Raw genomic sequence first — 22,767 nt, forward strand, 5'->3', positions numbered from 1 at the left:
TGATGCACCGGCCGCGCCCAAGCAAGGGAGCCCCTACCTTTGCCGGGGACTTCCGACGACCCGTCGGTCAGTTGCGTCGCTCGACGATGTAGCGGGCCAGTTGGCGCAGCGGGTCGGCGCTCGGCGGAAAACCGTCGAGGGCGGCCAGGGCCTGGTCGCGCAGCTCCAGGGCATAGCCTTTGGCGGCCTCCAGGCCGAGCAGGGCGGGATAGGTCGGCTTGTTGTGCGCCTGGTCCTTGCCCTGGGTCTTGCCGAGGGTGGCGGTGTCGCTTTCCACGTCGAGGATGTCGTCCTGCACCTGGAAGGCCAGGCCGATCGCCTCGGCGTAGCGCTCCAGGGCGGCCAGCGCGGCGGGCTCGGCGCGACCGCTGGCGAGGGCGCCGAGGCGCACGCTGGCTTCGATCAGCGCGCCGGTCTTGTGCCGGTGCATGACTTCCAGGGCCGCCTGGTCGAGGGCTACGCCGACCGAGCCGAGGTCGATCGCCTGGCCGCCGACCATGCCGGCGGAGCCTGCGGCGCGCGCCAGGCGGGTGAGCATTTCCAGACAGACGGCATGTTCCTGCGGATTGCGCCGGGTGTCGGCGAGCACTTCGAAGGCCAGCGCCTGCAAGCCGTCGGCGGCGAGGATCGCGGTGGCCTCGTCGAAGGCCCGGTGGGTGGTCGGCTGGCCACGGCGCAGGTCGTCGTCGTCCATTGCCGGCAGGTCGTCGTGGACCAGCGAGTAGGCATGGATCAGCTCCACCGCGCAGGCCGCGGCGTCGGCGCGCTGCGGCGCACCGCCGAGGGCCTCGCAGGCGGCGTAGGCGAGCAGCGGGCGAACCCGCTTGCCACCGTTCATCACGCTGTAGCGCATGGCCTCGTAGAGGCGTTGCAGTTCTTCGCGGGGAGCGACGAACAGGGCGTCCAGGGCGGCATCGACGCGCGCCTGGCAGCGCGCCTGGTAGGCCGCGATCATGCCTCGTCGCCTTCCGCATCGAACGGCGCTTCGCTGAGCTCGCCGTCGCGTTCGAGGAGGATCTGTACCTTCTGTTCGGCCTGGCTCAGCGACGTCTGGCATTCGCGGGTCAGGCGGATGCCCTGCTCGAAGGCGCCCAGCGACTCTTCCAGCGACAGCTCGCCGCTTTCCAGGCGTTCCACCAGGGTTTGCAGCTCGGTGAGGGACTGTTCGAAATCGAGGGTTTTCTTGCGGGCCATCGGGGGAGTCTCGGCGAGGTGTACAAAACCCCGCGACACTAGCAGAGGGGCGGGGGCCGGGCAAATCGGCGGAAGGTCGCTACGACCGATCGGGACGACCATGGCGGCGGCCTTGGCTAAGGTGGAGAGAGGTCCAGCGAGGAGGAGCCGACAGGCGATGCGCATCCAGGAGGTCCGGGAACGCAGTATTCCCCTTTCCCGTTACGCCGGCGTGGCGGCTGCCACCGGTGGTTTGAGCACCAGCCTGGTGGCGGTGCTCACCGATGCCGTGCGTGACGGTCGGCGTGTGGTCGGCTACGGCCACGCCTCGGTAGGGCGCTACGCCCAGGGCGGGCTGATCCGCGAGCGTTTCGCCCCGCGCCTGCTGGGGGCTCCGGCGGACAGCCTGGCGAGCGACGACGGCAGTGGCATCGATCCGTTGCGTGCCTGGGACCTGATGATGCGCGACGAGAAGCCCGGCGGCCACGGCGAACGCTGCGTCGCGGTGGGCGCCCTGGACATGGCCCTGTGGGATGCCGCGGCCAAGGCCGCCGGCCTGCCGCTGCATCGCTTCCTGGCGCGACGCCTGGGGCTGGCGGAAGACTATCCGCAGCGCGTACCGGTCTACGCCGGCGGCGGCTACCCCTATCCGCACGACGACCTGGGACGCCTGGAGGAGGAGCTGCGGCGCTTCGTCGATCTCGGCTACACCCACGCCAAGATCAAGATCGGCGCGGCCGGGCTGGACCAGGACCGGCGCCGTATCGACAGGGCGCTGCGGGTTCTCGGCGACGCTTCGCGGCTGGCGGTCGACGCGATGAACCGCTACGACGCGGGGGGCGCCGTCGACGCAGCGAAAGCCCTGGCGCCGCTGGGGTTGTGGTGGTTCGAGGACATCTGCGACCCCCACGATTTCCCTACCCAGGCCGAAGTGGCGGATATCTATCCGGGGCCCATCGGTGCCGGCGAGGCCTTGTTCTCCCTGGCCGAGGCTCGCCTGCTGGACCTCTACGGCGGCTTGCGGCGGGAGCGCGACGTGCTGGTCTTCGACCCCGTGCATTGCTATGGCCTGCCGGGCTACCTGGCGATACTCGACTACCTGTGCGCCCGGGGTTGGCCGCGCGCGGCCTTCCGCCCGCACGCCGGCTACCTGTTCAGCCTGCACTTGGTGGCGGCCCTGCGCCTGGGCTGGGCCGAGGCTACGCCGTCGGCTTTCCGGCCATTCGACGATTTCGCCGGTGCCCTGCCGTTTTCCTCGGGACTGGCGGGGTTGCCACAATCGCCTGGTATCGGCTTCGAGCGCCAGGCGACACTTGCCGGGCTGTTCCGCAAGCTTCTGGAGGTCTAGCGAACGGCGGTTGGCTGGGGTTGTGCGGAGGCATTAAAAAAGCCGGCTTGTGGCCGGCTTTTCTGGGGTGGGGTTGGCTTACTTCTGATAAGCCGCGCCTGCCTTAGGAATTCTGCATCGACGAGCCGAGGGCTCGTGAAGGAGGCGCTACTCTAGCAAACTCGGCCGGTCCTGCCCAGCATCCCGCGGGGCTCTATTTCGCCGGCTGCGAGCGGCGCCTGGCGAGAGCGCTCAGCACTTGGGCGACGAGGGCTTGGCCGGCTTGCTTTTCTTCACCGGCGATGCCTTGGGTAGCTGGGGCGCGGGAGCGGTATCCGGACTCAGACCCTCCACGCGGTAGCGCCAACCCTTGATGGCTGAGACCTGCCCGTCGGCGAAGCCCTTGCTGTCGGTCAGTTGCAACCAGTACTGGCGCTCCAGTTCCAGAAGCTGGCCCTGCAGCGTGCCGCCGGCGAAACTCTTGAGCGTGAAGGTCAGCAGCGGTTTTTGCCGCGAGGCCTTGGCCGGCGCGACCTCCAGCAGCCTGAGCGCAGCGAACAGGCGTGCGGCCTGCTCGGCTTCCGCCTCGCCCATCAACTGTGGCCTGGATGGGAACTGTCGCAGGCGGATGCCATCGTCCTTTTCGCTGGCTCGGGAAATGTTCAGCCGTACACCGTTGCCATAGGACAGGGTCAGCTCGCGCAACTGTTCGAATGGCAGGTCGGTCAACCGAGGGTCGAGCAGGGCCAGGTCGTTGACCGGCAGGCCGACCGTTCGGTCGATCAGCCAGGCCCGCTCATCGTCGGCCTGCCTGACCAACTGCCCGCCCTGCGAGGTGCGCTTGCCCAGCAACAGAACCAGCGGCGGCGCGTCGCCGCGCTCCAGGGTGATCCGGCTGGCCTGGCCCTTGCCCTGGTCGGAGAGTCCCATGCGCTCGCGGTTTTCCGGCGAGGCGCTCTTTTCCTCCAGCAGGCGCGCGTCGGCCAGGCTGCGCAACAGCTGCCGGATGGTTTCCCCCGAGGCGGGATAGCCGTCCTTGCTGGCGAGCGTCCAGTCCTTGCCATCGCGCCTGGCACGGATCGTCGGTTGGCCGGGGGTGGCGATGCACAGCGCGGTCACCTGGTGCGGTTTCAGCCCTGGCAGCCAGGCGCGGCTCGCAGGCGGTTGCGCGGGTGGTTGCTGCCGTTCGTGGAGCCAGCCCAAGGTTCCGGCGAACAGCGCCAGGGCGAGAGCGAGTCCCGCTATGCTACCCAGGCGCATGTCAGCCCCTCCTCCGGCGCATGCTGCGCCAGGTCCAATGCAGCAGGAGGAGCAGGGTGAGGAGCGCCGGCAGCAGGACCGTATTGGCCAGTTTCACCTGTTCCGCCAGGCGCTCGACATCGGCATTCAGTTGGAACTGCAATTGACGCAGTTGCTGGCGGATGCGCAATTTGTCATCGATGAAGCGGCGCAGCGTCGCTTCCATTTCCGGAGTCACCTCCTGGCCGCCGTCGTCCATCGATTGCTGCAGGGCCCGCAGGTTCTTGTCGGTATCGTTGAGGCTCTGCTGCAGCGCGTTGAGCTGTTCCTGGGCGCGCATCCCGGCTTCGCGTCGGAGCGCTTCCACGCGGGTGAACGGGCGCTTCGTATGGCCTCGCGAGCGTAGGTCGATCAGCGCGTCCGAACCGGAGAGATAGTCGAGGGCATTGCCGACGAACAGGTCGTTGTCCGCCCATACCTGCGGCTCGTTGTGGCCGGGCTGTTCCTGGAGCCAGAGCGGATTGCTCAGCAGGTCCGTATCGGCGACCAACAGCACATGGATGTTCGCGCTGTCGCTCAGGCCTTCGCCTTGCTTCCCGCGGTCCGCGGGGAAGGCACTCGTCGCCGGCCCCTCGACCTTGGCGGCCAGCACGTAGCGTTCTCCGGTCGGGACCAGGGTGGCGTTGAGCTGCTCCGTCGAGGATTGGCGGAAGCGCTCCAGCGACAGCGGCATGCTGTGCGCCGAGCTGTGCAGCAACGGAATGAAGCGCGTCGAGGCTCCGCCGAGAGGTTCGAGCAGGCCGACGCTGGCGAGGTTGAGGCTTTCCAGGCCGGTGGTCAGCACGTTGTCGTGGGGGAACGTGTCGCCGGGGAGGTGCAGCCAGGTCGGATTGCGCTCCGGGCGACGTTCGGCGTTGGGTTTGATCATGGCGAACGAGGCATCCGCCAGCAGGGTATCCGGCCGCAACTGGACGCCCCAGGAACGCAGCAACGGGGCCAGGTCGGAGCCTTTCCCGCCGTCCGCATCGGCGAGACTCAGAGGATCGACGAAGGCCAGCAGCTTGCCGCCGCGCAGGACGAACTGGTCGATGGCGTATTGGGTCTGTTCGGACAATTGCCTGGGGTGCACCAGCATCAACACCGAGACTTCGGCGGGGATTTCCGTCGAAGCGAGCCCCAGGGTGCGGATGTCGAACTGTTGGTAGAGCTTGTCCATCATCGCCCAGGGCCTGCTGCCCGGCTGCCCGTCGGTGGGCGCCTGCCCGGTCATCGGCAGCGAGCTCATCAGGCCGACTACCGTGCGTTCCCGCTGTGCGAGTGCCTGGACCAGGCGGCTGAGATCGTATTCCAGAAGCGGCTCTTCTTCCGGCGAGAAGAACGGGATCACCTGGAGGCCGTCGGTCGGGTTGGTGGCCGCCAGGCCAAAGTAGATGGCTTCGCCATTCGGGCCGATGGGCGGCGCCTGCAGGCCGAAGCGCGCGGCACGGTCCTCGTCGTCGGAGAATGGCAGGGGATCGATCACGAACAATCGGACATTGCCATGGCTCCGCCGTGCATAGAGGTCCAGCACTTCCTCGACGCGGCGGGCGTAGTTGCGCAGGGCGGGTAGGTCACTGGCGCGGCTTTTCGAAAAGAACAGGTAGAGGTTGAGCGGTTCGTCGAGGCTGTCGAGGACTTCCTGGGTGCCGGCGCTGAAGGTGTAGAGCTTCTGCTGGGTGAGGTCGAACTGCTGGTCGCGCAGCAGCAGGCTGGACAGCAGGTTGAAAGCGAGGAACAGCAGGCCGACCAGCAGCAGGCCGACGCCCGAGTACAGGGTTCGTTTCATGGGTGTTTCCTACGCCGCCTTTTTCAGGTCGATGATGATGGTGGTGGCGACCAGCCAGGCGACGATCAGGCTGAAGAAGTAGGCCAGGTCGCGGACGTCGAGCACGCCCCGGCCGAGCGCCTCGAAACGGACCAGCACGCTCAGCGAGGCAATGCCGTCCAGCAACCATTGCGGAAGCCAGCCGGAGAGCGCCTGTTGCACGTGGGGAGTGCCGGCGCCGACGAACAGCAGGCAGACGAGAACGGTCAGGGCAAAGGCGATGATCTGATTCTTCGCCAGCGCCGACATGCAGGATCCGATGGCCAGGTAGCCGCCGGACAGCAGCCAGCCGGCCAGGTAGCCGGCGATGATCGCGCCGTTGTCGGGCGAGCCGAGGTAGTTCACCGTCAGCGGCATCGGGAAGGTCAGCAGCAACGCCAGCCCGGCGCAGAACCAGGCCGCCAGGAACTTGCCGGTGACCAGGGTGGCGCGGGAGACGGGCAGGGTCATCAGCATCTCGATGGAGCCGGACTTGCGCTCCTCGGCCCACAGGCGCATGGCCAGCGCGGGGATCAGCAGGAGGTAGAGCCAGGGCAGGCTGGAAAAGAACGGCGCCAGGTCGGCCTGGCCGCGCTCGAAGAAGTCGCCCAGGTAGAAGGTGGCCACGCCGGAGAGGACGAGGAAGATCAGGGTGAACACATAGGCGAGCGGCGTGGCGAAATAGCTGCCCAGCTCGCGTCTGAAAATGGTGCCGATGGCGGTCATGCGGGGGTTTCTCGGGTCAGTTGGCGGAACACTTCTTCCAGTTGGCCGTGTTCGGTACGCAACCCGGATACCCGCCAGCCGTTGCCGTGGATCAGGCGGTTGAGCGCGGGAAGGATCTGCGCGCCGGGGCGGGCCAGGATGGTCAGGGTGCCGGCCCGGTCGGGGCGTCCTTCGATACCGGCGACGCCGGGGAGCATGGCGATGGCCAGCGGGTCTACCGGTGCTTCGATGCTGAGGCTGACGGCATGGTGGTAGCGGCTGCGGGTCCTGAGTTCGCCCGGGGTGTTGTCGGCCAGCAGGCGGCCGCCGTTGATCACCAGGGCGCGGCTGCACATGAACGAGACTTCCTCAAGGATGTGCGTGGAAATCACCACGATCTTGCTTTCCGAGAGGTTCTTCACCAGTTGCCGGACCTGGTGCTTCTGATTCGGGTCGAGGCCGTCGGTGGGCTCGTCGAGCAGGAGCAGCTCGGGATCGTGGAGGATCGCCTGGGCCAGCGCGACGCGACGCTTGAAGCCCTTGGACAGGGTTTCGATGATGCTCCTGCGCTCATCCCGCAGCTCCATGCAGTCCATGGCGCTGTCGATGCGCCGACGTTTTTCCCGTCCGCTGTAGTCGCGGATGGACGCGACGAAGGCGAGAAAGCCCTCGACCGTCATTTCTCCGTAGCTGGGAGCGTTCTCCGGCAGGTAGCCGATCAGCTTCTGCGCCTGGCGCGCCTTGTCCTGCATGTCGAAGCCGAAGATGCGTATGCTGCCGGCGCTCGGCGCGAGGAAGCCGGAAAGCATCTTCAGGGTGGTCGACTTGCCCGCTCCGTTTGGGCCGAGGAGACCGACGATCTCTCCCCGGTCGATCCGGAAGCTCAAGTCGTTTACCACCGTCCGGCCGGAAAAGCGTTTGCTCAGTCTGTCTATGTCGATCATGGTTTCACTGGAAGTTGAGCCGTTTGCTGTTATGCGTAGGGGATCGCATGAGCGCGGTAGATTACCGGGAGTTATTGGCTGGTTTTTCCAGTGGGCTCTTTTTGAGATTAGTTACTTATATTGTTGGGAAACTTCCTACGAACTATCGTTAAAAGATGGAAGTTATCGAGACTTCCAGGGCAGCCCTGGAGCTGGCGCAGCGCCTTGGTTCCGCTGCGGGAACGCGGCCATGTCGCGCTCGCTGGTGCCTATGTTGGGGACGCGTCGATTCCCCCTGCGGAGTTTCACGAGGGAAGGCAGTTGCCGTTTCGATAGACGGGAAGCGGAATAGCCCGGCCGCCTGGATCTTCCGAACTTCGAGACCAATGCAAGTTGGAGGAAGACCCGACTTCCGCCAGTAGCGGTTATTCCTCGCCTTTCAGCAGCGGAAGGCGAATCTCGAAAGTGGTGCCCTGGCCAACCTGGCTCTGGCAACCGATCCTGCCGCCGTGCCGGTCGATCACCGTCTTGACCATGGCCAGCCCCAGGCCCAGGCCGGTGCTGCCCTCGGCGGAAGCGAAGCGCTGGTACTGGCTGAACAGGCGCGGTAGTTCGGCGGCCGCGATACCTTTGCCCTGGTCGACGATCCGGCAGCTCAGCCAGTCGCCTTCGAGGCGGATGCTCAGGCTGACGACGGTCCCCGCCGGGCTGTACTTGACCGCATTCTCCAGCAGGTTGAACAGCGCGCGCGTGAGCAGGCCGGGGTCGGCCCAGACCATCGGTTCCTGCTCGTCGTCCCAGTCGCGCCGCAGGTCGATGTCCTTCTGTTGCGCGAGGGGCCAGAGCTGGTCGGCGGCGTCCATCGCCAACATGGTGAACATGCACGCTTCGAAGCGGTAGGCGTCGGATTCGGCCTTGGCCAGTTGCACGAAGGCGTCGGTCAGGCCCAGGGCGCGACGGACCTGCTGCTCTATCTGTCGGTAGACCTGCTGGCCGGCTTCGTCCTCGGCGGGGCGGACGTCGAGCAGGGCGAGGATCGCCGAGTGCGGCGCGCGCAGGTCGTGGGAGAGGAAGCGCAGGAGGGTGGCGCGCTGGCGCTCGGCATCGCGTTCGGCGCTCAGGTCGATCAGGCTCACCAGCCAGCCGATGGCGGTTTCGCTTTCGACCGGCAGCAGGCGCGCCAGGTCGAGGCGCAGGTCGCGTTCCCGATGGTCGCGGAACTCGATGGCTTCCAGGGTTTCCAGCGTTGGGCGGGCGCCGCCGGCGAGGCTCGGATGGCCGAGTTCGGCCAGGCACTGGCGCAGTTCGTCGCCGCGCAGCTCGCCGCCGAACAGGTCGCGTGCCTTGCGGTTGGCCAGCAGGATCTGCCCCTGCGGGTCGCAGATCAGGGTCGCCACCGGCAGGCCTTCCAGGCCGTCGGCCATGAACCGCCGGCTGTCGCGGGTGCGGCTGACCGCCTGCTCCAGGGCGGCGATGCGGTTCTGCAATGGATCGTTGCCGGCGCGTGGGGGGCTGGCCCGCTCGGGCAGCACCTTGGGCTCGCGGTCGAGGCGCGCCAGTTCCCAGCCGAAGTAGGCGAGCACCGCGTTCAGCCGGCGCCAGCTCCAGATCAGGTAGGCCAGCAGCAGGCCGACCAGGCTGGCCAGCGGCGACCACCACCAGCCGTTGAGCAGCAGCGCCCAGGAAAGACCCAGGGCCAGGACCGCGCAGGCCAGGGTGAGGAGCAAGGCGTGGCGCGAGCGGAACAGCATCAGGCCGAGCAGCAGCGCTACGCTGGCGGCGGAGAGCAGGGCGGCGAGCCAGGGTTGCAGGTCGACGGCGGTGCGCTGCTGCAACAGCCCGTTGAGGATGTTGGCCTGGATCTCCACCCCCGGCGTGGTGCCGAGGCTGGCCGACAGCGGGGTGACATAGCGGTCGCCGAGGCCCGGCGCGGTGGCGCCGACCAGGACCAGGCGGTCGCGCAGCAGGCTGTCTGGCACCTCGCCGCGCAACACGCTGACGTAGGGCACGCTGGGGAAGCCCGCGTCGGCACCGATGAAGGGAATGCGGATGGCGTGGTCACGCTGCCAGCCGGGCAGGTTGCGCATGTCGTCGAGGCCGGGCATGGGCATGGCGCCGGCATCGGCGAATGCTTGCCAGGCGAGCAGCGGGCGCGGCTGGCCGAGCGGTCCTTCGCGCAGGTAGACGCTGCGCACCGTGCCGTCGCTGTCCGCTTCGACGTTGATATGCCCGATGCCGGCGGCGCAGCCGGCCAGCGGCGCGGTCGGCGGTATCTCCCGTGGCGGTTCGCCGTAGCGCGGCACGCTTTCGCGCAGCAGTGGCAGGAGGACGTTGCCGGCCCGGCACAGCGATCTTGCCAACTGGCGGTCGCTGTCCGGATTGGAGGAGGGTTCGCTGAAGATCACGTCGAGCAGTACGCTGCGTGCGCCGGCGGCGGCCAGGCGATCCAGCAGCTCGGCGTGGATGCTGCGCGGCCAGGGCCAGCGACCGAGGCTTTCCAGGCTACGGTCGTCGATGGCGACGACGAGGATGCGCGGATCGACGGCCAGCGGGGTGAGGTTGCGCAGGCGGTCGTAGAGCAGGTTGTTCAGCGGCAGGCCGCTGCTCAGCGAAAGCAGGGCGGTGAGCGGAAGGAGCAGCAGGCTGACCAGCAGCCATTCGCGCACCAGGCCGCGGAACAGCCGCTGCGCCTGGCTGGGCTCGTCCTGGCGGTCGAGCGCCTTCATCGGCGAGGCCCCGGCGCCCTATCGGGCACTGCCGCCTCGCGGGTAGTAGAGAATGTCGTAGACGCTGGTCTCGCCCTCCAGGCCGTCGTTGTCGAAGGCCGAGAGACGGACGTGGTAGAAGGCCGCCTTGAGCCCGCTGAAACTGACTTCCGGGGTGCTCGAGAAACGCTCCTGCTGGATGCGCAGGAAGTCCGGATCGCTGGCTACCTGCGCACGGTAGCGCTTGGCGCCGTGCAGCGGGGCAAGATAGAGCTTCCAAACCGGCGACTCGCCGTGCTCGCCGCCCTGGCCGCGCAATTGCGGGGCGGGTAGCAGGTCCACCGGCGTCAGCTTGCCCTGCGGCTTGACCTTCAGGCCGCGGCGGGCGTCGACCAGCACGTCCTCGTCCGGCTCGGCCTGCGCCGCCTTGCGGGCCGGGCGCCTGCCGTTGAGCGGCAGGTCGTCGCTGGTCAGCTCGCGGTTCACCGCGACGCGCCCGTCGAGCACTTCGGTCAGCGCCTGGCCGTCTTCGGTGCGGGCGCGGAAGTGGGTACCGCGCACGCCCAGTACGCCCACCGGGGTCAGCACCTGGAAGCGGTCGTGATCGCTCTTTCTCTTCAGGACATAGGACTCGACCTGCCCCGCGCGCAGGGCGATCTGCGGAATGCCGGTGTCCTCGTCGAGGTGCAGGGTGACTTCCGAGCTGGAGGGCAGGACGATGCGGCTGCCGTCGCCGAGCAGCAGGCTGACGAAGGCGGTCGGAGAGGTCTTGACGCCTTCCAGTTCGTCGATGTCCATGCCTTCTTCCAGGGGCGTCTGGTTGCCCTTGGCGTCGAGCTTCCAGGCGTCGCCGGCGAGATAGAGCACGCTGGCGGGGAGCGGCTGGGGCAGGCACGTTTCGCCCTGCTCGATGAACGGTGGCCGTTTCGTCTTGGCCGGCGCGGCCGCGACGGAGCCGGCGAGCAGCGTCAACAGTCCGCCCAGCGCCAGGGCGGCGCAAGCCGGAAAGAGGGATCGGGAAGTAAGGGCGAGGGCTGTCATAGGCTTCACTGGGCGGCGGGTCAGGTATCGCTGGCGGTCCGGTCAGGCTGCAATCTGCCTGATCGGGCGCCGGTTTCGCAATCCTTGCAACGACATCGGGAGCCCGCAGGCTCCCTTGTCGTTTCCTCGGCCGCAGCGCCTGGCGGTTGGGCCAGGCGCTTCGGTTCAGTCGTTCTTGTCGCCGATCAGGCGATAGGCCAGGGCGCCGAGTACCGCACCGAGAATCGGCGCGACCCAGAACAGCCACAGCTGGGAAACCGCCCAGTCGCCGACGTACAGGGCGACCGCGGTGCTGCGCGCCGGGTTCACCGAGGTGTTGGTGACCGGGATGCTGATCAGGTGGATCAGGGTCAGGGTCAGGCCGATGGCGATCGGCGCGAAGCCCTGCGGCGCGCGCTTGGAGGTGGCGCCGAGGATGATCAGCAGGAACATGCCGGTAAGTACCACTTCGCTGACCAGCGCGGCTTGCAACGAGTAGCCGCCCGGCGAGTGTTCGCCGTAGCCGTTGGAGGCGAAGCCGGCGGCCAGGTCGAAGCCGGCCTTGCCGCTGGCGATCAGGTACAGCACGCCGCCGGCGGCGAGGCCACCGAGGACCTGGGCGACGACATAGGGCAGCAGTTGGCTGGCCGGGAAGCGCCCGCCGACCCACAGGCCTACCGATACCGCGGGGTTCAGGTGGGCGCCGGAGATCGGGCCGATGGCATAGGCCATGGTCAGCACGCTGAGGCCGAACGCCAGGGCCACGCCGAGGTAGCCGATTCCCAGTTCCGGTACGCCGGCGGCGAGCACTGCGCTGCCGCAGCCGCCCAATACCAGCCAGAAGGTGCCGAAGAACTCTGCTCCGTATTGCTTCATGATGAGGTCCTTTTCAGATCCAGGATGGGACGCGGATCGAGGCGTCCGGATAGCGGGAGGGGATGATTCGAACAAGGAAGGGGAGATGACACATCCGTGTGTCGAAGCCAGCCCTGGGGGGATTGGCTCGGTTGCCTGGGGCGATCGTCCGTCACCGACCCCTGACTGTGGTTCGAGTGGTCTCGTCCCACGGCCCGCCGGAGCGGGTTTACACATCCCTGTGTCGGAGCAATCCATTTGCTCCTTGGCCTACTCAGCGGTTGGAAATCTACCAAGCGCGATTTGTCTGCTGTGAGATTTGCCATATTTCTTCAGATTCTTCCGCGCTATTTCAGATTCGTCGCGTTCAAAACACCCAGCGCAACTCGTCACGCACGCTGACGGCGCCGGACAGGCCGACGTTCCACATCTCGGCCCTGGCGCGGGCCGGGCCCTCGAGGCCGAGCGGAGTGGCGAAGGACGGGCTGGCGGTGCCCTGGCTGAACGATGGGGCCTGGACCGGACCGGCCGGATGGCTCACCGATTCCAGGCCGAGGACCAGGGCAAGGCAGGAAAACTTGCCGAGGGCCTGCAGGTTGATGTCACGCAAACGTTGGCTAACTGGCCGGAAACCCATGGCTACGACTCCTTGATAGGTCAGGCTGGCGCTGGCTCACGGGCTCTTCGTCCCGCTTAATGGCTATTTGGAATCAGGCTATCAAGGGCTGGTCGCGACCAGAGAGATTCGTCACAATTCTTCAGATTTGTACGTAATTCGCCGTTCCTGGAGCGAAAAAGGGGCGTTAGCCCGATTGAACAGGACCAGCTTTTATGCGTGTCGCGATACTGGACGACGAGTCGGCCGAACTGGACCGGGTCGAGCAGACCTTGCAGCAGATACCCGCGCAGGGCGAACAGGCCTGGACGGTGCACCGTTTCGCCCGTGGCGAGGACCTGCTCAAGCAGCTCAAGCGGGAAACCTTCGACCTGCTGATCCTCGACTGGCAGTTGCCGGACCTCAGCGGCCTGCAATTGCTGCGCTGGAGCCGTGAGCACCTGGATGCGCCGCCGCCGGCGATCATGCTGACCAGCCGTGACGCCGAACAGGACATCGTGCAGGCGTTGAACAGCGGCGCCGACGACTATGTCAGCAAGCCGTTCCGACCCAACGAACTGAAGGCGCGGGTAGCCGCCGTGCTGCGTCGCCACGGGGGAACGCGTCCCGCGCAGCATGAGGTGCAGACTTTCAACGACCTCAGCTTCGACGATGCCGAGCTGACCGTGACCCGGGCCGGCGCGCCGATCAGCCTGACCGAGCGCGAATACCGCCTGGCCCGCTGCCTGTTCGCCAACCTGGGACGGCCGTTATCGCGGGAATATCTCTACGAGCGCTTCTGGCCCCACGAGGAAGTGTTGTCCTCGCGGCCGCTGGATACCCACATCTATCGCCTGCGCAACAAGCTTGGCCTGACCGCCGAGCGCGGTTGGCAGTTGCTGACCATCTACGGCTACGGATATCGGTTGGAGAGCGTGGCGACGGTCGACTGAGCGGAGCGGGGTGGCGAGACCGACCTTGGCGGTCGGCGAGGGAGAATGAAAAAGCCCCGCGGCTGCGGGGCTTCTTTTCGGCGAGGCGCGCTTACTTCTGGAACGCGGCCACGGCCTTGGTGATCTCGGCGCGGGCGGCGTCGGCGTTGCCCCAGCCTTCGACCTTGACCCACTTGCCTTTCTCGAGATCCTTGTAGTTCTCGAAGAAGTGCTTGATCTGCTCCAGCAGCAGGGCCGGCAGGTCGGTGTATTCCTTCACGTCCTTGTACAGGACGCTCAGCTTGTCGTGCGGCACGGCGATCAGCTTGGCGTCGCCGCCTGCCTCGTCGGTCATGTGCAGGACGCCAACCGGACGCGCGCGGATCACAGAACCGGGAGCGACCGGATAGGGGGTCACCACCAGCACGTCCAGCGGGTCACCGTCGTCGGCCAGGGTGTTCGGGATGAAGCCGTAGTTGGCCGGGTAGAACATCGGGGTGGCCATGAAACGGTCGACGAACAGGCAGTCGGTGTCCTTGTCGATCTCGTACTTGATCGGCGCATGGTTGGCCGGAATCTCGATAGCGACGTAGATGTCGTTCGGCAGGTCCTTGCCGGCCGGGATCTTGCTGTAGCTCATGGGTGACTCCAGAGGTTTCTGGCCAAAAAAGAGGCCGCGATTATAGGCATATTCGGTTGTCGATGCCATGTACCGGCATTCAGCCGTTAGTCGTGTCGCCCGCCGCCTCGCGGTAGTCCGGATGCTCGGCCTGCAGGCGGCGCAGGCGTTGCAGCGGGTCCTGGCGGTAGAACAACTGGAGCTGCCGGTATACCGCCGGATAGGCCTCGTGGAGGAGATCCGGGGCGGTGAAGAAATACTCGCTGGTAACGGCGAAGAACTCCGCCGGATCTTCCGCCGCATAGGGATCGATGGCGGTCTGCGCGTCGGGATCGCGGTCGAGCAGGGCGTTCATCTCGTCGTAGGCGGCCTGCATGGCGCTCGCCCAGTCGCCGATGCGCATGCCGGCGTGCAGCGGCGGCAGGCCGTTGGCGTCGCCGTTGAGCATGTCCAGCTTGTGCGCCAGTTCGTGGATCACCAGGTTGTAGGCATCCCAGCCACCCCCGCCGACGACGCCGGGCCAGGCCAGGACCACCGGCCCTTGCAGGGAGGTCTCGCCGCTGCGTTCGTCGTCGAACTCATGGACTACGCCGCTGGCGTCGCGGTGTTTCTGCGGGCTGACGAAATCGTCGGGATACAGCACCAGCTCGTGGAAGCCCTGGTACCAGTTCAGCTCCGGCAGGTGCAACAGCGGCAGTTGCGCCTGCGCCGCCAGCAGCAGGCGGCCGAAGTCGTCGAGATCGACGCCGGCGAGTGCGGTCAGGTGCTTGTCGGCGAGAAACAGCACGGCCCGCTCGCGCAGGCGGCGGTCCTCGTCGGCGTCCAGGCCGTCGAGGATCGGCAGGTGCCGGCGTACCCGCTGCCAGAGCTCTTCGGCCACCGGGTGGCGCGCCAGCAGGCGCCGGCGCCGCCAGGCGCGGAACGACCACATGCTCAGTCGCTCTGGGCCTTGGCCTGTTTGGCGGCGCTCGCCTGCAGGCGATGGCGAATGAAGCCGAGGATCATCGGCAGCAGCGACAGCAGGATGATGCCGATCACCAGCAGCGACAGGTTCTTCTTGATGAACGGCACGTTGCCGAAGAAGTAGCCCAGGGTCACCAGGCCGCCGACCCAGGCCACGGTGCCGACCACGCTGAACATGACGAAGCGCGGATAGTGCATCTTCGCCATGCCGGCGACGAAGGGCGCGAAGGTCCGCACGATGGGCAGGAAGCGCGCCAGGGTCACGGTCTTGCCGCCGTGGCGTTCGTAGAACTCATGGGTGCGGTCGAGGTAGTCGCGGCGGAATACCTTCGAGTCCGGGTTGCTGAACAGCCGCTTGCCGAGGGTCCGGCCGATCACGTAGTTGGTGCTGTCGCCGGTGATCGCCGCGACCATCAGCAGCCCGCCGAGCAGCCATGGGTCCATGCCGCCGGTGGCGCAGATGGCGCCGGCGATGAACAGCAGCGAGTCGCCGGGGAGGAACGGAGTCACCACCAGGCCGGTTTCACAGAAGATCACCAGGAACAGGATGGCGTAGATCCAGACGCCATAGTTGCTGACCAGCATGGCCAGGTAGGTATCCAGGTGGAGAATCAGATCGATTGGGTTGAAGTCCATTGAGCAACCTGCGGAGACAACGCGTTGAGCGGCAGAGGGCCGCCATTATAGGGGGGCGTCCGGATGGGTGGGGGGCTGTTTGTCGCGATCCCGGCAAAACCACTGATTGCAGGATGTTTCGGTAATTTTTCCGAAATTGGTCGGCATAAAGTCTGCAAGAACAGGAGAAATTTCTAGCAGGGAAGGGCGTGCGATGACACTCCAGCCTTTTGCCCAGCCACCGCTCAGTCTCGCCCTGGGCGCCGGGCGCGACTTGCCGGGGCAGGCCGCGCGGGTTCGCGCCGAATGGCTCGCGCCTCGCCCCGGACGGGCTCCGGCGTTTCTCCTGGCGCTGCTCTGGGGACGCGGTTGCGCCAACGTGGTGCAGGCCATCGAAGGCCATCTCGACGCACTGTTCGCCGACTACGCCTGTACCCCCGAGGGTTGGCCGGAAGCGCAGGCGGCGCGGCAGGTCCTGGCTTCGCTGAACATGCAGCTGTATCGCCGGCGCCGCGAAGGCGAGCCGGGCGTGCTCGAGCTGGCGGCGGGGTTGCTGCTGGTCCATGCCGGGGGCGTGCACTTTCTCCAGTGCGGCGCCGTCGGCCTGCTGCGTTATCGCCAGGGCAGCCTGCAGCGCCTGGGAGGGAGCGGCCAGCCGCTGGGTAGCAGCGCGGAGCTGGCGCTGGTCCAGCACAACCTGACCCAGGTGGCCGGCGAGCCCTTGGTGCTGGCGCCCCAGCCGTTGCTCGAAGTGGCCGACCTGCGCGCCCTCGGAGAACGTTGTGCCGGGCTGACCACGGGGCGCCTGGAGGGCGTGCTGCAGCCGTTGCTGCATGCGCCGGGGGCGGTGGCGCTGGTCTTGCCGGGGGCGCTCGAGCGCGCCCCAGCGGCGCCACGGCATACCGGCTGGCCAGCGCTGGGCGCGGCGTGCCCCGGCGACTGCGTGGATGGCTGGACCTTGCAGGCGGCTTGCGCGTTCGGCCCGCCCGGGCGGCTGTTCCGCGCCTGCGACGAGCAAGGACGCGAGGCGTTGCTGCTGCTCGCGGCGGCCGATGCCGACGAAGCGTTCTGGCAGCGCGAATGGGCACTGCGGCGCTGCCGTGCGGAGAGCCTGCCGCGAGTATTGTCGTCGCTCCGGTTGCGTCGTCATGCCTTCCAGTTGTTCGCTCCGCCGCGCTGGCCGATGCGCAGCCTGCTGGATTGGGCGCCAGCGCACCTGCCGCTGGAACCGCAATGCGCGCTGGTCCTCCTGGAGCAACTTATCGATGCGGTTCGCGCCTTGCAGCGGCGCGGTGTACAGGGCTTGTGGCTGGCGCCGCGGCAGATCCTGCTGGACGAGGGCGGGCGCCTGCTGTTCCTCCCCGAGGCAGCGGCGATCCTGCCGGGGGTGGCGCGCCAGGCGCTGCCTGCGGACAGCGTGCCGCTGGCGCCGGAGTTGCGTCGCGGCGAGGCGCTCGATGGCCGGGCCGACCAGTTCGCCCTGGCGGCGCTGTTCTATTGGCTGCTCTGTGGTCGCTGGCCGTCGATCGCTTGCCCGGAGAGCGACGGCGGATGCCGCTACGAGCCGCTGGGCGAGCGTCAGGCGGACCTGCCGGTCGGCTGGGACGGTGTATTGGCGCGGGCCCTGGCGCCGCGTCCGGAGGCGCGCTTCGAAGCGTTGTCGGAATTCTGGCTGGCCTTGCAGAAGCCGCTAGCGCATCCCCAGCGGGTCTTTGCGCCACGCCGGTTGCAACGGGGCGTGCTGGCCCTGGTCCTGCTCCTGGCCGGGGCTGCGCTGCTGGTCGGCCTGGCCGGTTAACGGATCGACGGCCAGCGTGCGGGTCTGTCCGCTGCGTTCGAGGTGCGCTTCGGCGATCAGTTGTTCCAGCCGGCCGCTGCGACGCATCAGGCGCAGGTTGCGGTCGAGGCTGGCGGCAAGGGCGGCGCCGCGGGCGTGTCTTTTCGGCACCAGTACATAGAGCGGCTTGACCTCCAGCGGCGGTTCGATGAACACCAGGCGATCCTTCAGCGCCGGCACGTTGCGCGCCAGCAGGTGGTAGCCGGTGTAGCGATCGACCACGGCCAGGTCGATACGCCCGCGCAGGAGCTTCTCGAGGTTCTGCCAGTCGTTGGTCACCGCGTCCTTGGTCAGGCTGCGGTCGGCGTCGAAATCCTCCCGGTTGACGTAGCCGCGGACCACACCGATGCGGTACGGACGCAGGCTTTCCAGATGCGCGGGATTGACCGGCAGCAGGCGCTCGCGCTGGCGGAAGAAGCCCAGTTGCGAGTCGAGCAGGGGGATGGTGGCGTGGAACAGTTCGCGCCGCTCGGGCGACAGGTAGGCCGGCATGAGGGCGTCGAAGCGCCCCTCGGCGGCTTCCTTCAGAGCGCGTTGCCAGGGCAGGAACACCAGTTCGGCGCGGTGCCCGTCGAGGGCCAGGGCTTCGTCGAGGATGCGGCTGGCGAGGCCCTTGCCCGGCAGGTCGGGGCCGACGTAGGGCGCCCAGTCGAGGGTCGCCACGCGCAGGGTGTCGGCCTGCGCGCCGGCCGTGGCGAGGAGCAGGCCGAGCAGGACGCCGGGCCAGTGCCAGGTGCGCGAACCCATGGATGCCTCTGCTCTGAGCGATCGGTTGGGAAGTGCCGTGCCTTTGTCTTCAGCTTAGTTCGTCGCTGATCGGCAGGGTGTAGTTCTTGAACTCCTGGTCTTCGCGGAAGCCGATCGACTCGTAGACTTTCTGCGCTACCTCGTTGTCGACGCTGGTGGAGACACGCATGCGCACCGCATGGGTTTCCCGGGCCATCTGCTTGGCGTGTTGCAGCAGGTGGTCGGCGACCAGTTGCCGGCGCGCCTCCTCGGCGACGTAGATGTCGTTGAGGATCCAGACGCGCTTGAGCGACAGCGAGGAGAAGCTCGGATAGAGCTGGCAGAAACCGAGCAGCCGGTCTTCTTCGTCGGCCAGCGCCAGGTAGATCACCGACTCCTTGCGGCGCAGGCGTTTCTCGAGGAATTTCCGCGAGGACTCGGGGTAGGAGAGCATGCCGTAGAATTCGCGGTACTTGACGAACAGCGGCGCCAGCAGGTCGAGGTGTTCGAGGGTGGCTTGCACGATTCGCATGACGGGCCTCGCATTGCGGGAAGGGGCTGCCGGGACGATGCAGGCTGCATGCCAGCAACGCTTCGATGCTGCCCAATCTCCCTGGAAAGCGCAATCCAAGCGAACGTTTGAATCGGCCGAAGGAGGGGCGTCGCGCGCCGGCCCATCCTTCGGCCGGGAGGCTCAGTCCCTCGCCAGGAGGAAGTTGCCGGTGCGCGGAGCCTCGCCTTCCAGCGCCTGGACTTCCGCCTCGTCCTTCAGGTTGACCCCGGAAAGCTGCCGCCGGCAGGCCTCGCGCATCAGGTAGAGCAGGCGGTGCGCGGCCATGCCGTAGCTGAGGCCTTCCAGGCGGACGTTGGAGATGCAGTTGCGATAGGCGTCGGTGAGGCCGACCCGCGGGGCCCAGGTGAAGTACAGGCCGAGGCTGTCCGGCGAGCTGAGGCCGGGACGCTCGCCGATCAGGATCACGCTCATCTTCGCCCGCAGCAATTCACCGATCTCGTCGGCCACCGCCACCCGTCCCTGTTCCACCAGGACCACCGGCGACAGCGACCAGCCTTCGGCCAGCGCCTGTTCCTCCAGGCGTTCGAGGAAGGGCAGGGTGTGACGCTGCACGGCCAGCGCGGAGAGGCCGTCGGCGACCACGATGGCCAGGTCGATCTGCCCGTCGTAGCCGGCGGCGTGTTCGCGCAGGCGTTGCACCGAGGCCTCGTCGAGGCGCCGGCCGAGGTCCGGGCGTTGCAGGTAGACGTGGCGGTCGGCGGCGGCGCTGTGCAGCAGCAGGCTGTCGCGGCCGCGCTGGCGCAGGCCGTCGCTGATGGCCGCATGGTCGAAGGGCAGGTGCACGGCGTCGCGCGCCTGGGCGTGGGCGTACTGGAAGTCCAGTTGCGGGCGGGTCGGCAGGCTGGTGCCGGTGCGGCCCAGGGCGATCCGCGCGGGGGTCAGCTGGCGCAGCGGCAGCCAGGGGTTCTCGGCGCTGGCGTCGGGCAGGTGCTTGTCGTTCATCGGCATCTCCTCAGGCCAGTTGCGCCAGGGCCTGGCGGAACGCCGGCGGTAGCTCGTCGCCGAAGCGGATGCGCCCGTCGGCCTGGGTGAAGATTCCCATCCGCTGCAACCAGTCCTCGAATTCCGGCGCCGGCTTCAGGCCCAGCGTCTGGCGCGCATAGAGGGCGTCGTGGAAGGAGGTGGTCTGGTAGTTGAGCATCACGTCGTCGGAGCCGGGAATGCCCATGATGAAGTTGATCCCGGCGACGCCCAGCAGGGTCAGGAGCATGTCCATGTCGTCCTGGTCGGCCTCGGCATGGTTGGTGTAGCAGATGTCGCAACCCATCGGCACGCCGAGCAGCTTGCCGCAGAAGTGGTCTTCCAGGCCGGCGCGGATGATCTGCTTGCCGTTGTACAGGTACTCGGGACCGATGAAGCCGACCACGGTGTTCACCAGGAACGGCTTGAAGTGACGAGCCACCGCATAGGCGCGGGTCTCGCAGGTCTGCTGGTCGACGCCGTGATGGGCGTTGGCCGAGAGCGCGCTGCCCTGGCCGGTCTCGAAGTACATCAGGTTGTTACCGAGGGTGCCGCGCTTCTGGCTGAGCCCGGCCTCGTAGCCTTCCTGGAGGATCTTCAGGCTGATGCCGAAGCTGGCATTGGCCGCCTCGGTGCCGGCGATCGACTGGAACACCAGGTCCAGCGGCACGCCGCGGTTGATCGCCTCGATGGAGCTGGTGACGTGGGTCAGCACGCAGGCCTGGGTGGGAATCTCGTAGCGCTGGATGATCGCGTCGAGCATCTCCAGCAGGGCGCAGATCGAGGCCATGCTGTCGGTGGCAGGATTGATCCCGAGCATCGCGTCGCCATTGCCGAACAGCAGGCCGTCGAGGATGCTCGCGGCGATTCCGGCCGGGTCGTCGGTCGGGTGGTTCGGTTGCAGGCGGGTGGAGAGCCGGCCGCGAAGGCCGAGGGTGTTGCGGAAGCGGGTGACCACGCGGATCTTCTGCGCCACCAGGACCAGGTCCTGGACACGCATGATCTTCGATACCGCCGCTGCCATTTCCGGCGTCAGGCCCGGAGCCAGGGCGCGCAGGCTGGCCTCGTCGGCGGCGTCGCCGAGCAGCCAGTCGCGGAAGCCGCCGACGGTGAGATGGGACACCGGGGCGAAGGCGTCGCGCTGGTGGGTGTCGATGATCAGGCGGGTGACCTCGTCGTCCTCGTAGGGAATCAGCGCCTCGTCGAGGAAGTGTTTGAGCGGGATGTCGGCCAGGGCCATCTGCGCGGCGACCCGCTCGCCGTCGTTGCTCGCCGCGACGCCGGCGAGGAAATCGCCGGAGCGCGCGGGGCTGGCCTTGGCCATCACGTCCTTGAGGCTGTCGAAGCGGTAGGTCTCGCCGCCGACGCTATGGGTGAAACGTGCCATGTGTGTCTCCAGTGCCCGGCCTCGCCATGCGGCGGGCCGGGCTTTGTCGTTGTCGCTCTCAGCGCAGGTCCTGTTCCGCCGCCTGGATCGCGGCGAACTCCTCTTCCGGGGTGCCGGACACCAGGTGATGCCGACTGTACAGGGCGAAGTAGCCGATCAGTACAGCGTAGATCGCCACCGCGCCGACCACGACCCGCGGGTCGACCAGGAAGCCGGCGACCACCGCGACGCAGGCCAGCGCCAGGGCTACGCCGGAGGTGAGGATGCCGCCAGGGGTGCGGTAGGGGCGCTGCATGTCCGGGCGGCGGATGCGCAGGGTGATGTGCGCGGCCATCATCAGCACGTAGGAGATGGTCGCGCCGAACACCGCGACCAGGATCAGCAGGTCGCCCTGGCCGGTCAGCGACAGGCCGAAGCCGATCACCCCCGGCACCACCAGGGCCAGTACCGGCGCCTTCTTGCGGTTGGTCAGCGAGAGGCTGCGCGGCAGGTAGCCGGCGCGGGAGAGGGCGAAGATCTGCCGCGAGTAGGCATAGATGATCGAGAAGAAGCTGGCGATCAGCCCGGCCAGGCCGACCAGGTTGACGAACTGGCTCATCCAGGTCGAACCCTTGTAGGCCGACTCCAGCGCTTCCACCAGGGGATTGCCCGAGCCCATCAGCTCCTTGGCTCCGGCGGCCCCGGGACCGACGACCAGAATCAGTGCGGCGAAGGCGAGAAGCACCAACATGGCGCCGATCAGTCCGCGCGGCAGGTCGCGCTTGGGGTTCTTGGTTTCCTCGGCGGCCAGCGGCACGCCTTCGACGGCGAGGAAGAACCAGATCGCGTAGGGGATCGCCGCCCAGACCCCGACATAGCCGAACGGCAGGAAGCTGCTGGCGCCGGTCGCCGCGGTCTGCGGGATGTTGAACAGGTTGGCCGAGTCGAAGTGCGGAACCATCGCGACAATGAACACGCCGAGGGCGATGGCCGCCACCGCGGTGATGACGAACATCAGCTTCAGCGCCTCGCCGGCGCCGAGGATGTGGATGCCGATGAACACGATGTAGAACACCAGGTAGATCAGCCAGCCGCCGACGCCGAACAGCGACTCGCAGTAGGCGCCGATGAAGCAGGCGATGGCCGCCGGGGCGATGGCGTATTCGATGAGGATCGCGGTGCCGGTGAGGAAGCCGCCCCAGGGCCCGAAGGCGCTGCGGGCGAAGCCGTAGCCACCGCCGGCGGTAGGGATCATCGAAGACAGCTCGGCGAGCGAGAAGCACATGCACAGGTACATGGTGGCCATCAGCAGGGTGGCGAGGAACATCCCGCCCCAGCCGCCCTGGGCCAGGCCGAAGTTCCAGCCGGCGTAGTCGCCGGAGATCACGTAGGCGACGCCGAGCCCGACCAGCAGGACCCAGCCGGCGGCGCCTTTCTTCAGTTGACGGTGTTGGAAGTAGTCGGCGTCGACGCTTTCGAAGTCGACCCCGGAAGTTGCGGGCGCATGGCCGGTTTGTTCGAGGGACATGGGTTTTTCACCTCAATCTTGTTGTTATCGACCCCGGTTTTCCCGGTGGTGTGCTGTACGTGGTGAACGCAGGCAATAGCTATGCCAGCCGCTCTGCAATCGGCCTGGCGAGGAGGTGGAAGGGGCGCCGCCGTCAGCCTCGGCGGCGTGTTTCACGAGCCGGCGCGACCGCTCCGGGAAAGAGCGGTCGCGGCCGGTCCGGGGTCCTACTAGAAGAAGCCCAGCGGGTTGATGTCGTAGCTCACCAGCAGGTTCTTGGTCT

At 67.4% G+C, this 22,767-nt stretch carries 21 protein-coding genes; 3 read left to right on the plus strand and 18 right to left on the minus strand.

Annotated elements, in window-relative coordinates:
* Positions 1-67 precede the first annotated feature (67 nt).
* Together ispA and HMPREF2924_RS16870 are read right to left on the minus strand one after the other, a co-directional pair.
* The gene (gene ispA / locus HMPREF2924_RS16865; RefSeq protein WP_003132406.1) at positions 68-955 is read right to left on the minus strand and encodes a (2E,6E)-farnesyl diphosphate synthase; all 888 of its coding nucleotides are present in this window, start codon (positions 953-955) and stop codon (positions 68-70) included.
* Entirely contained in the window at positions 952-1,194 is a 243-nt protein-coding gene (locus HMPREF2924_RS16870) for an exodeoxyribonuclease VII small subunit (RefSeq protein ID WP_003093283.1), read from the minus strand. Before HMPREF2924_RS16870 ends, ispA begins: the two co-directional genes overlap by 4 nt.
* A gap of 157 nt (positions 1,195-1,351) precedes the next feature.
* Between HMPREF2924_RS16870 and HMPREF2924_RS16875 the strand changes: the two genes are divergently transcribed.
* Positions 1,352-2,521, plus strand: coding sequence for a mandelate racemase/muconate lactonizing enzyme family protein (locus HMPREF2924_RS16875; protein WP_003132407.1), 1,170 nt, complete (start codon positions 1,352-1,354; stop codon positions 2,519-2,521).
* 231 nt (positions 2,522-2,752) lie between these two features.
* Here HMPREF2924_RS16875 and HMPREF2924_RS16880 read toward each other — a convergent pair whose 3' ends face one another.
* The 8 genes from HMPREF2924_RS16880 to mucE form a co-directional block, all read right to left on the minus strand.
* Entirely contained in the window at positions 2,753-3,760 is a 1,008-nt protein-coding gene (locus HMPREF2924_RS16880) for a DUF4340 domain-containing protein (protein WP_003093271.1), read from the minus strand.
* Position 3,761: 1 nt separating this feature from the next.
* Positions 3,762-5,564 carry a GldG family protein gene (locus tag HMPREF2924_RS16885; RefSeq protein WP_023094519.1) on the minus strand — a complete coding sequence of 601 codons (1,803 nt, stop codon included), beginning with the start codon at positions 5,562-5,564 and terminating at the stop codon, positions 3,762-3,764.
* Positions 5,565-5,573: 9 nt separating this feature from the next.
* A complete protein-coding gene (locus HMPREF2924_RS16890) occupies positions 5,574-6,308 on the minus strand; it encodes an ABC transporter permease subunit (RefSeq protein ID WP_003110515.1) in 735 nt (244 codons plus the stop codon).
* Positions 6,305-7,231, minus strand: coding sequence for an ABC transporter ATP-binding protein (locus tag HMPREF2924_RS16895; RefSeq protein ID WP_003093264.1), 927 nt, complete (start codon positions 7,229-7,231; stop codon positions 6,305-6,307). The genes HMPREF2924_RS16890 and HMPREF2924_RS16895 overlap by 4 nt, the downstream gene beginning before the upstream one ends.
* A gap of 404 nt (positions 7,232-7,635) precedes the next feature.
* Positions 7,636-9,936 carry a CHASE2 domain-containing protein gene (locus HMPREF2924_RS16900; RefSeq protein ID WP_003132429.1) on the minus strand — a complete coding sequence of 767 codons (2,301 nt, stop codon included), beginning with the start codon at positions 9,934-9,936 and terminating at the stop codon, positions 7,636-7,638.
* Between the two features lie 18 nt (positions 9,937-9,954).
* Positions 9,955-10,956 carry a FecR family protein gene (locus HMPREF2924_RS16905; RefSeq protein WP_003110517.1) on the minus strand — a complete coding sequence of 334 codons (1,002 nt, stop codon included), beginning with the start codon at positions 10,954-10,956 and terminating at the stop codon, positions 9,955-9,957.
* Between the two features lie 165 nt (positions 10,957-11,121).
* Entirely contained in the window at positions 11,122-11,811 is a 690-nt protein-coding gene (gene aqpZ, locus HMPREF2924_RS16910; RefSeq protein ID WP_003102790.1) for an aquaporin Z, read from the minus strand.
* A gap of 346 nt (positions 11,812-12,157) precedes the next feature.
* Positions 12,158-12,427 (minus strand): mucoid induction factor MucE, encoded by a 270-nt coding sequence (gene mucE / locus HMPREF2924_RS16915; protein WP_003110519.1) that lies wholly within the window; start codon positions 12,425-12,427, stop codon positions 12,158-12,160.
* Positions 12,428-12,621: 194 nt separating this feature from the next.
* On the opposite strand from mucE, the gene HMPREF2924_RS16920 reads away from it, so the two are divergent.
* Positions 12,622-13,338, plus strand: a complete 717-nt coding sequence (locus HMPREF2924_RS16920) for a response regulator transcription factor (protein WP_003093250.1) — start codon at positions 12,622-12,624, stop codon at positions 13,336-13,338.
* Between the two features lie 91 nt (positions 13,339-13,429).
* On the opposite strand, the gene ppa is transcribed toward HMPREF2924_RS16920, so the two are convergent.
* From ppa to HMPREF2924_RS16935, 3 genes are all read right to left on the minus strand, one after another.
* Complete coding sequence (gene ppa, locus HMPREF2924_RS16925; protein ID WP_003093248.1) at positions 13,430-13,957, minus strand: inorganic diphosphatase; 528 nt, start codon at positions 13,955-13,957, stop codon at positions 13,430-13,432.
* A 79-nt stretch (positions 13,958-14,036) separates the two neighbouring features.
* Positions 14,037-14,867, minus strand: a complete 831-nt coding sequence (locus HMPREF2924_RS16930; protein WP_003093244.1) for a M90 family metallopeptidase — start codon at positions 14,865-14,867, stop codon at positions 14,037-14,039.
* A gap of 2 nt (positions 14,868-14,869) precedes the next feature.
* Positions 14,870-15,535: a DedA family protein gene (locus tag HMPREF2924_RS16935; RefSeq protein WP_003093241.1), complete on the minus strand. Its 666-nt coding sequence runs from the start codon at positions 15,533-15,535 to the stop codon at positions 14,870-14,872.
* A gap of 193 nt (positions 15,536-15,728) precedes the next feature.
* Between HMPREF2924_RS16935 and HMPREF2924_RS16940 the strand changes: the two genes are divergently transcribed.
* Positions 15,729-17,312 carry a protein kinase family protein gene (locus HMPREF2924_RS16940; RefSeq protein WP_023094520.1) on the plus strand — a complete coding sequence of 528 codons (1,584 nt, stop codon included), beginning with the start codon at positions 15,729-15,731 and terminating at the stop codon, positions 17,310-17,312.
* On the opposite strand, the gene HMPREF2924_RS16945 is transcribed toward HMPREF2924_RS16940, so the two are convergent.
* The 5 genes from HMPREF2924_RS16945 to eat all read right to left on the minus strand — a co-directional run bounded on the left by HMPREF2924_RS16945 (position 17,205) and on the right by eat (position 22,505).
* Positions 17,205-18,098, minus strand: a complete 894-nt coding sequence (locus tag HMPREF2924_RS16945; RefSeq protein ID WP_003093237.1) for a substrate-binding periplasmic protein — start codon at positions 18,096-18,098, stop codon at positions 17,205-17,207. The genes HMPREF2924_RS16940 and HMPREF2924_RS16945 overlap by 108 nt on opposite strands.
* Before the next feature lie 49 nt (positions 18,099-18,147).
* Positions 18,148-18,609 (minus strand): GNAT family N-acetyltransferase, encoded by a 462-nt coding sequence (locus HMPREF2924_RS16950; RefSeq protein WP_003093235.1) that lies wholly within the window; start codon positions 18,607-18,609, stop codon positions 18,148-18,150.
* A gap of 162 nt (positions 18,610-18,771) precedes the next feature.
* The gene (gene eutC, locus HMPREF2924_RS16955; protein WP_003110520.1) at positions 18,772-19,593 is read right to left on the minus strand and encodes an ethanolamine ammonia-lyase subunit EutC; all 822 of its coding nucleotides are present in this window, start codon (positions 19,591-19,593) and stop codon (positions 18,772-18,774) included.
* A gap of 10 nt (positions 19,594-19,603) precedes the next feature.
* On the minus strand, positions 19,604-20,998 hold the full coding sequence (locus tag HMPREF2924_RS16960) for an ethanolamine ammonia-lyase subunit EutB (RefSeq protein WP_003093232.1): 1,395 nt from the start codon (positions 20,996-20,998) through the stop codon (positions 19,604-19,606).
* Between the two features lie 58 nt (positions 20,999-21,056).
* The gene (eat, locus tag HMPREF2924_RS16965; RefSeq protein WP_003093230.1) at positions 21,057-22,505 is read right to left on the minus strand and encodes an ethanolamine permease; all 1,449 of its coding nucleotides are present in this window, start codon (positions 22,503-22,505) and stop codon (positions 21,057-21,059) included.
* Positions 22,506-22,767 lie beyond the last annotated feature (262 nt).

The organism is Pseudomonas sp. HMSC063H08 (assembly GCF_001813645.1).
In the GTDB taxonomy this organism is placed as follows: Bacteria; Pseudomonadota; Gammaproteobacteria; order Pseudomonadales; family Pseudomonadaceae; genus Pseudomonas; species Pseudomonas aeruginosa.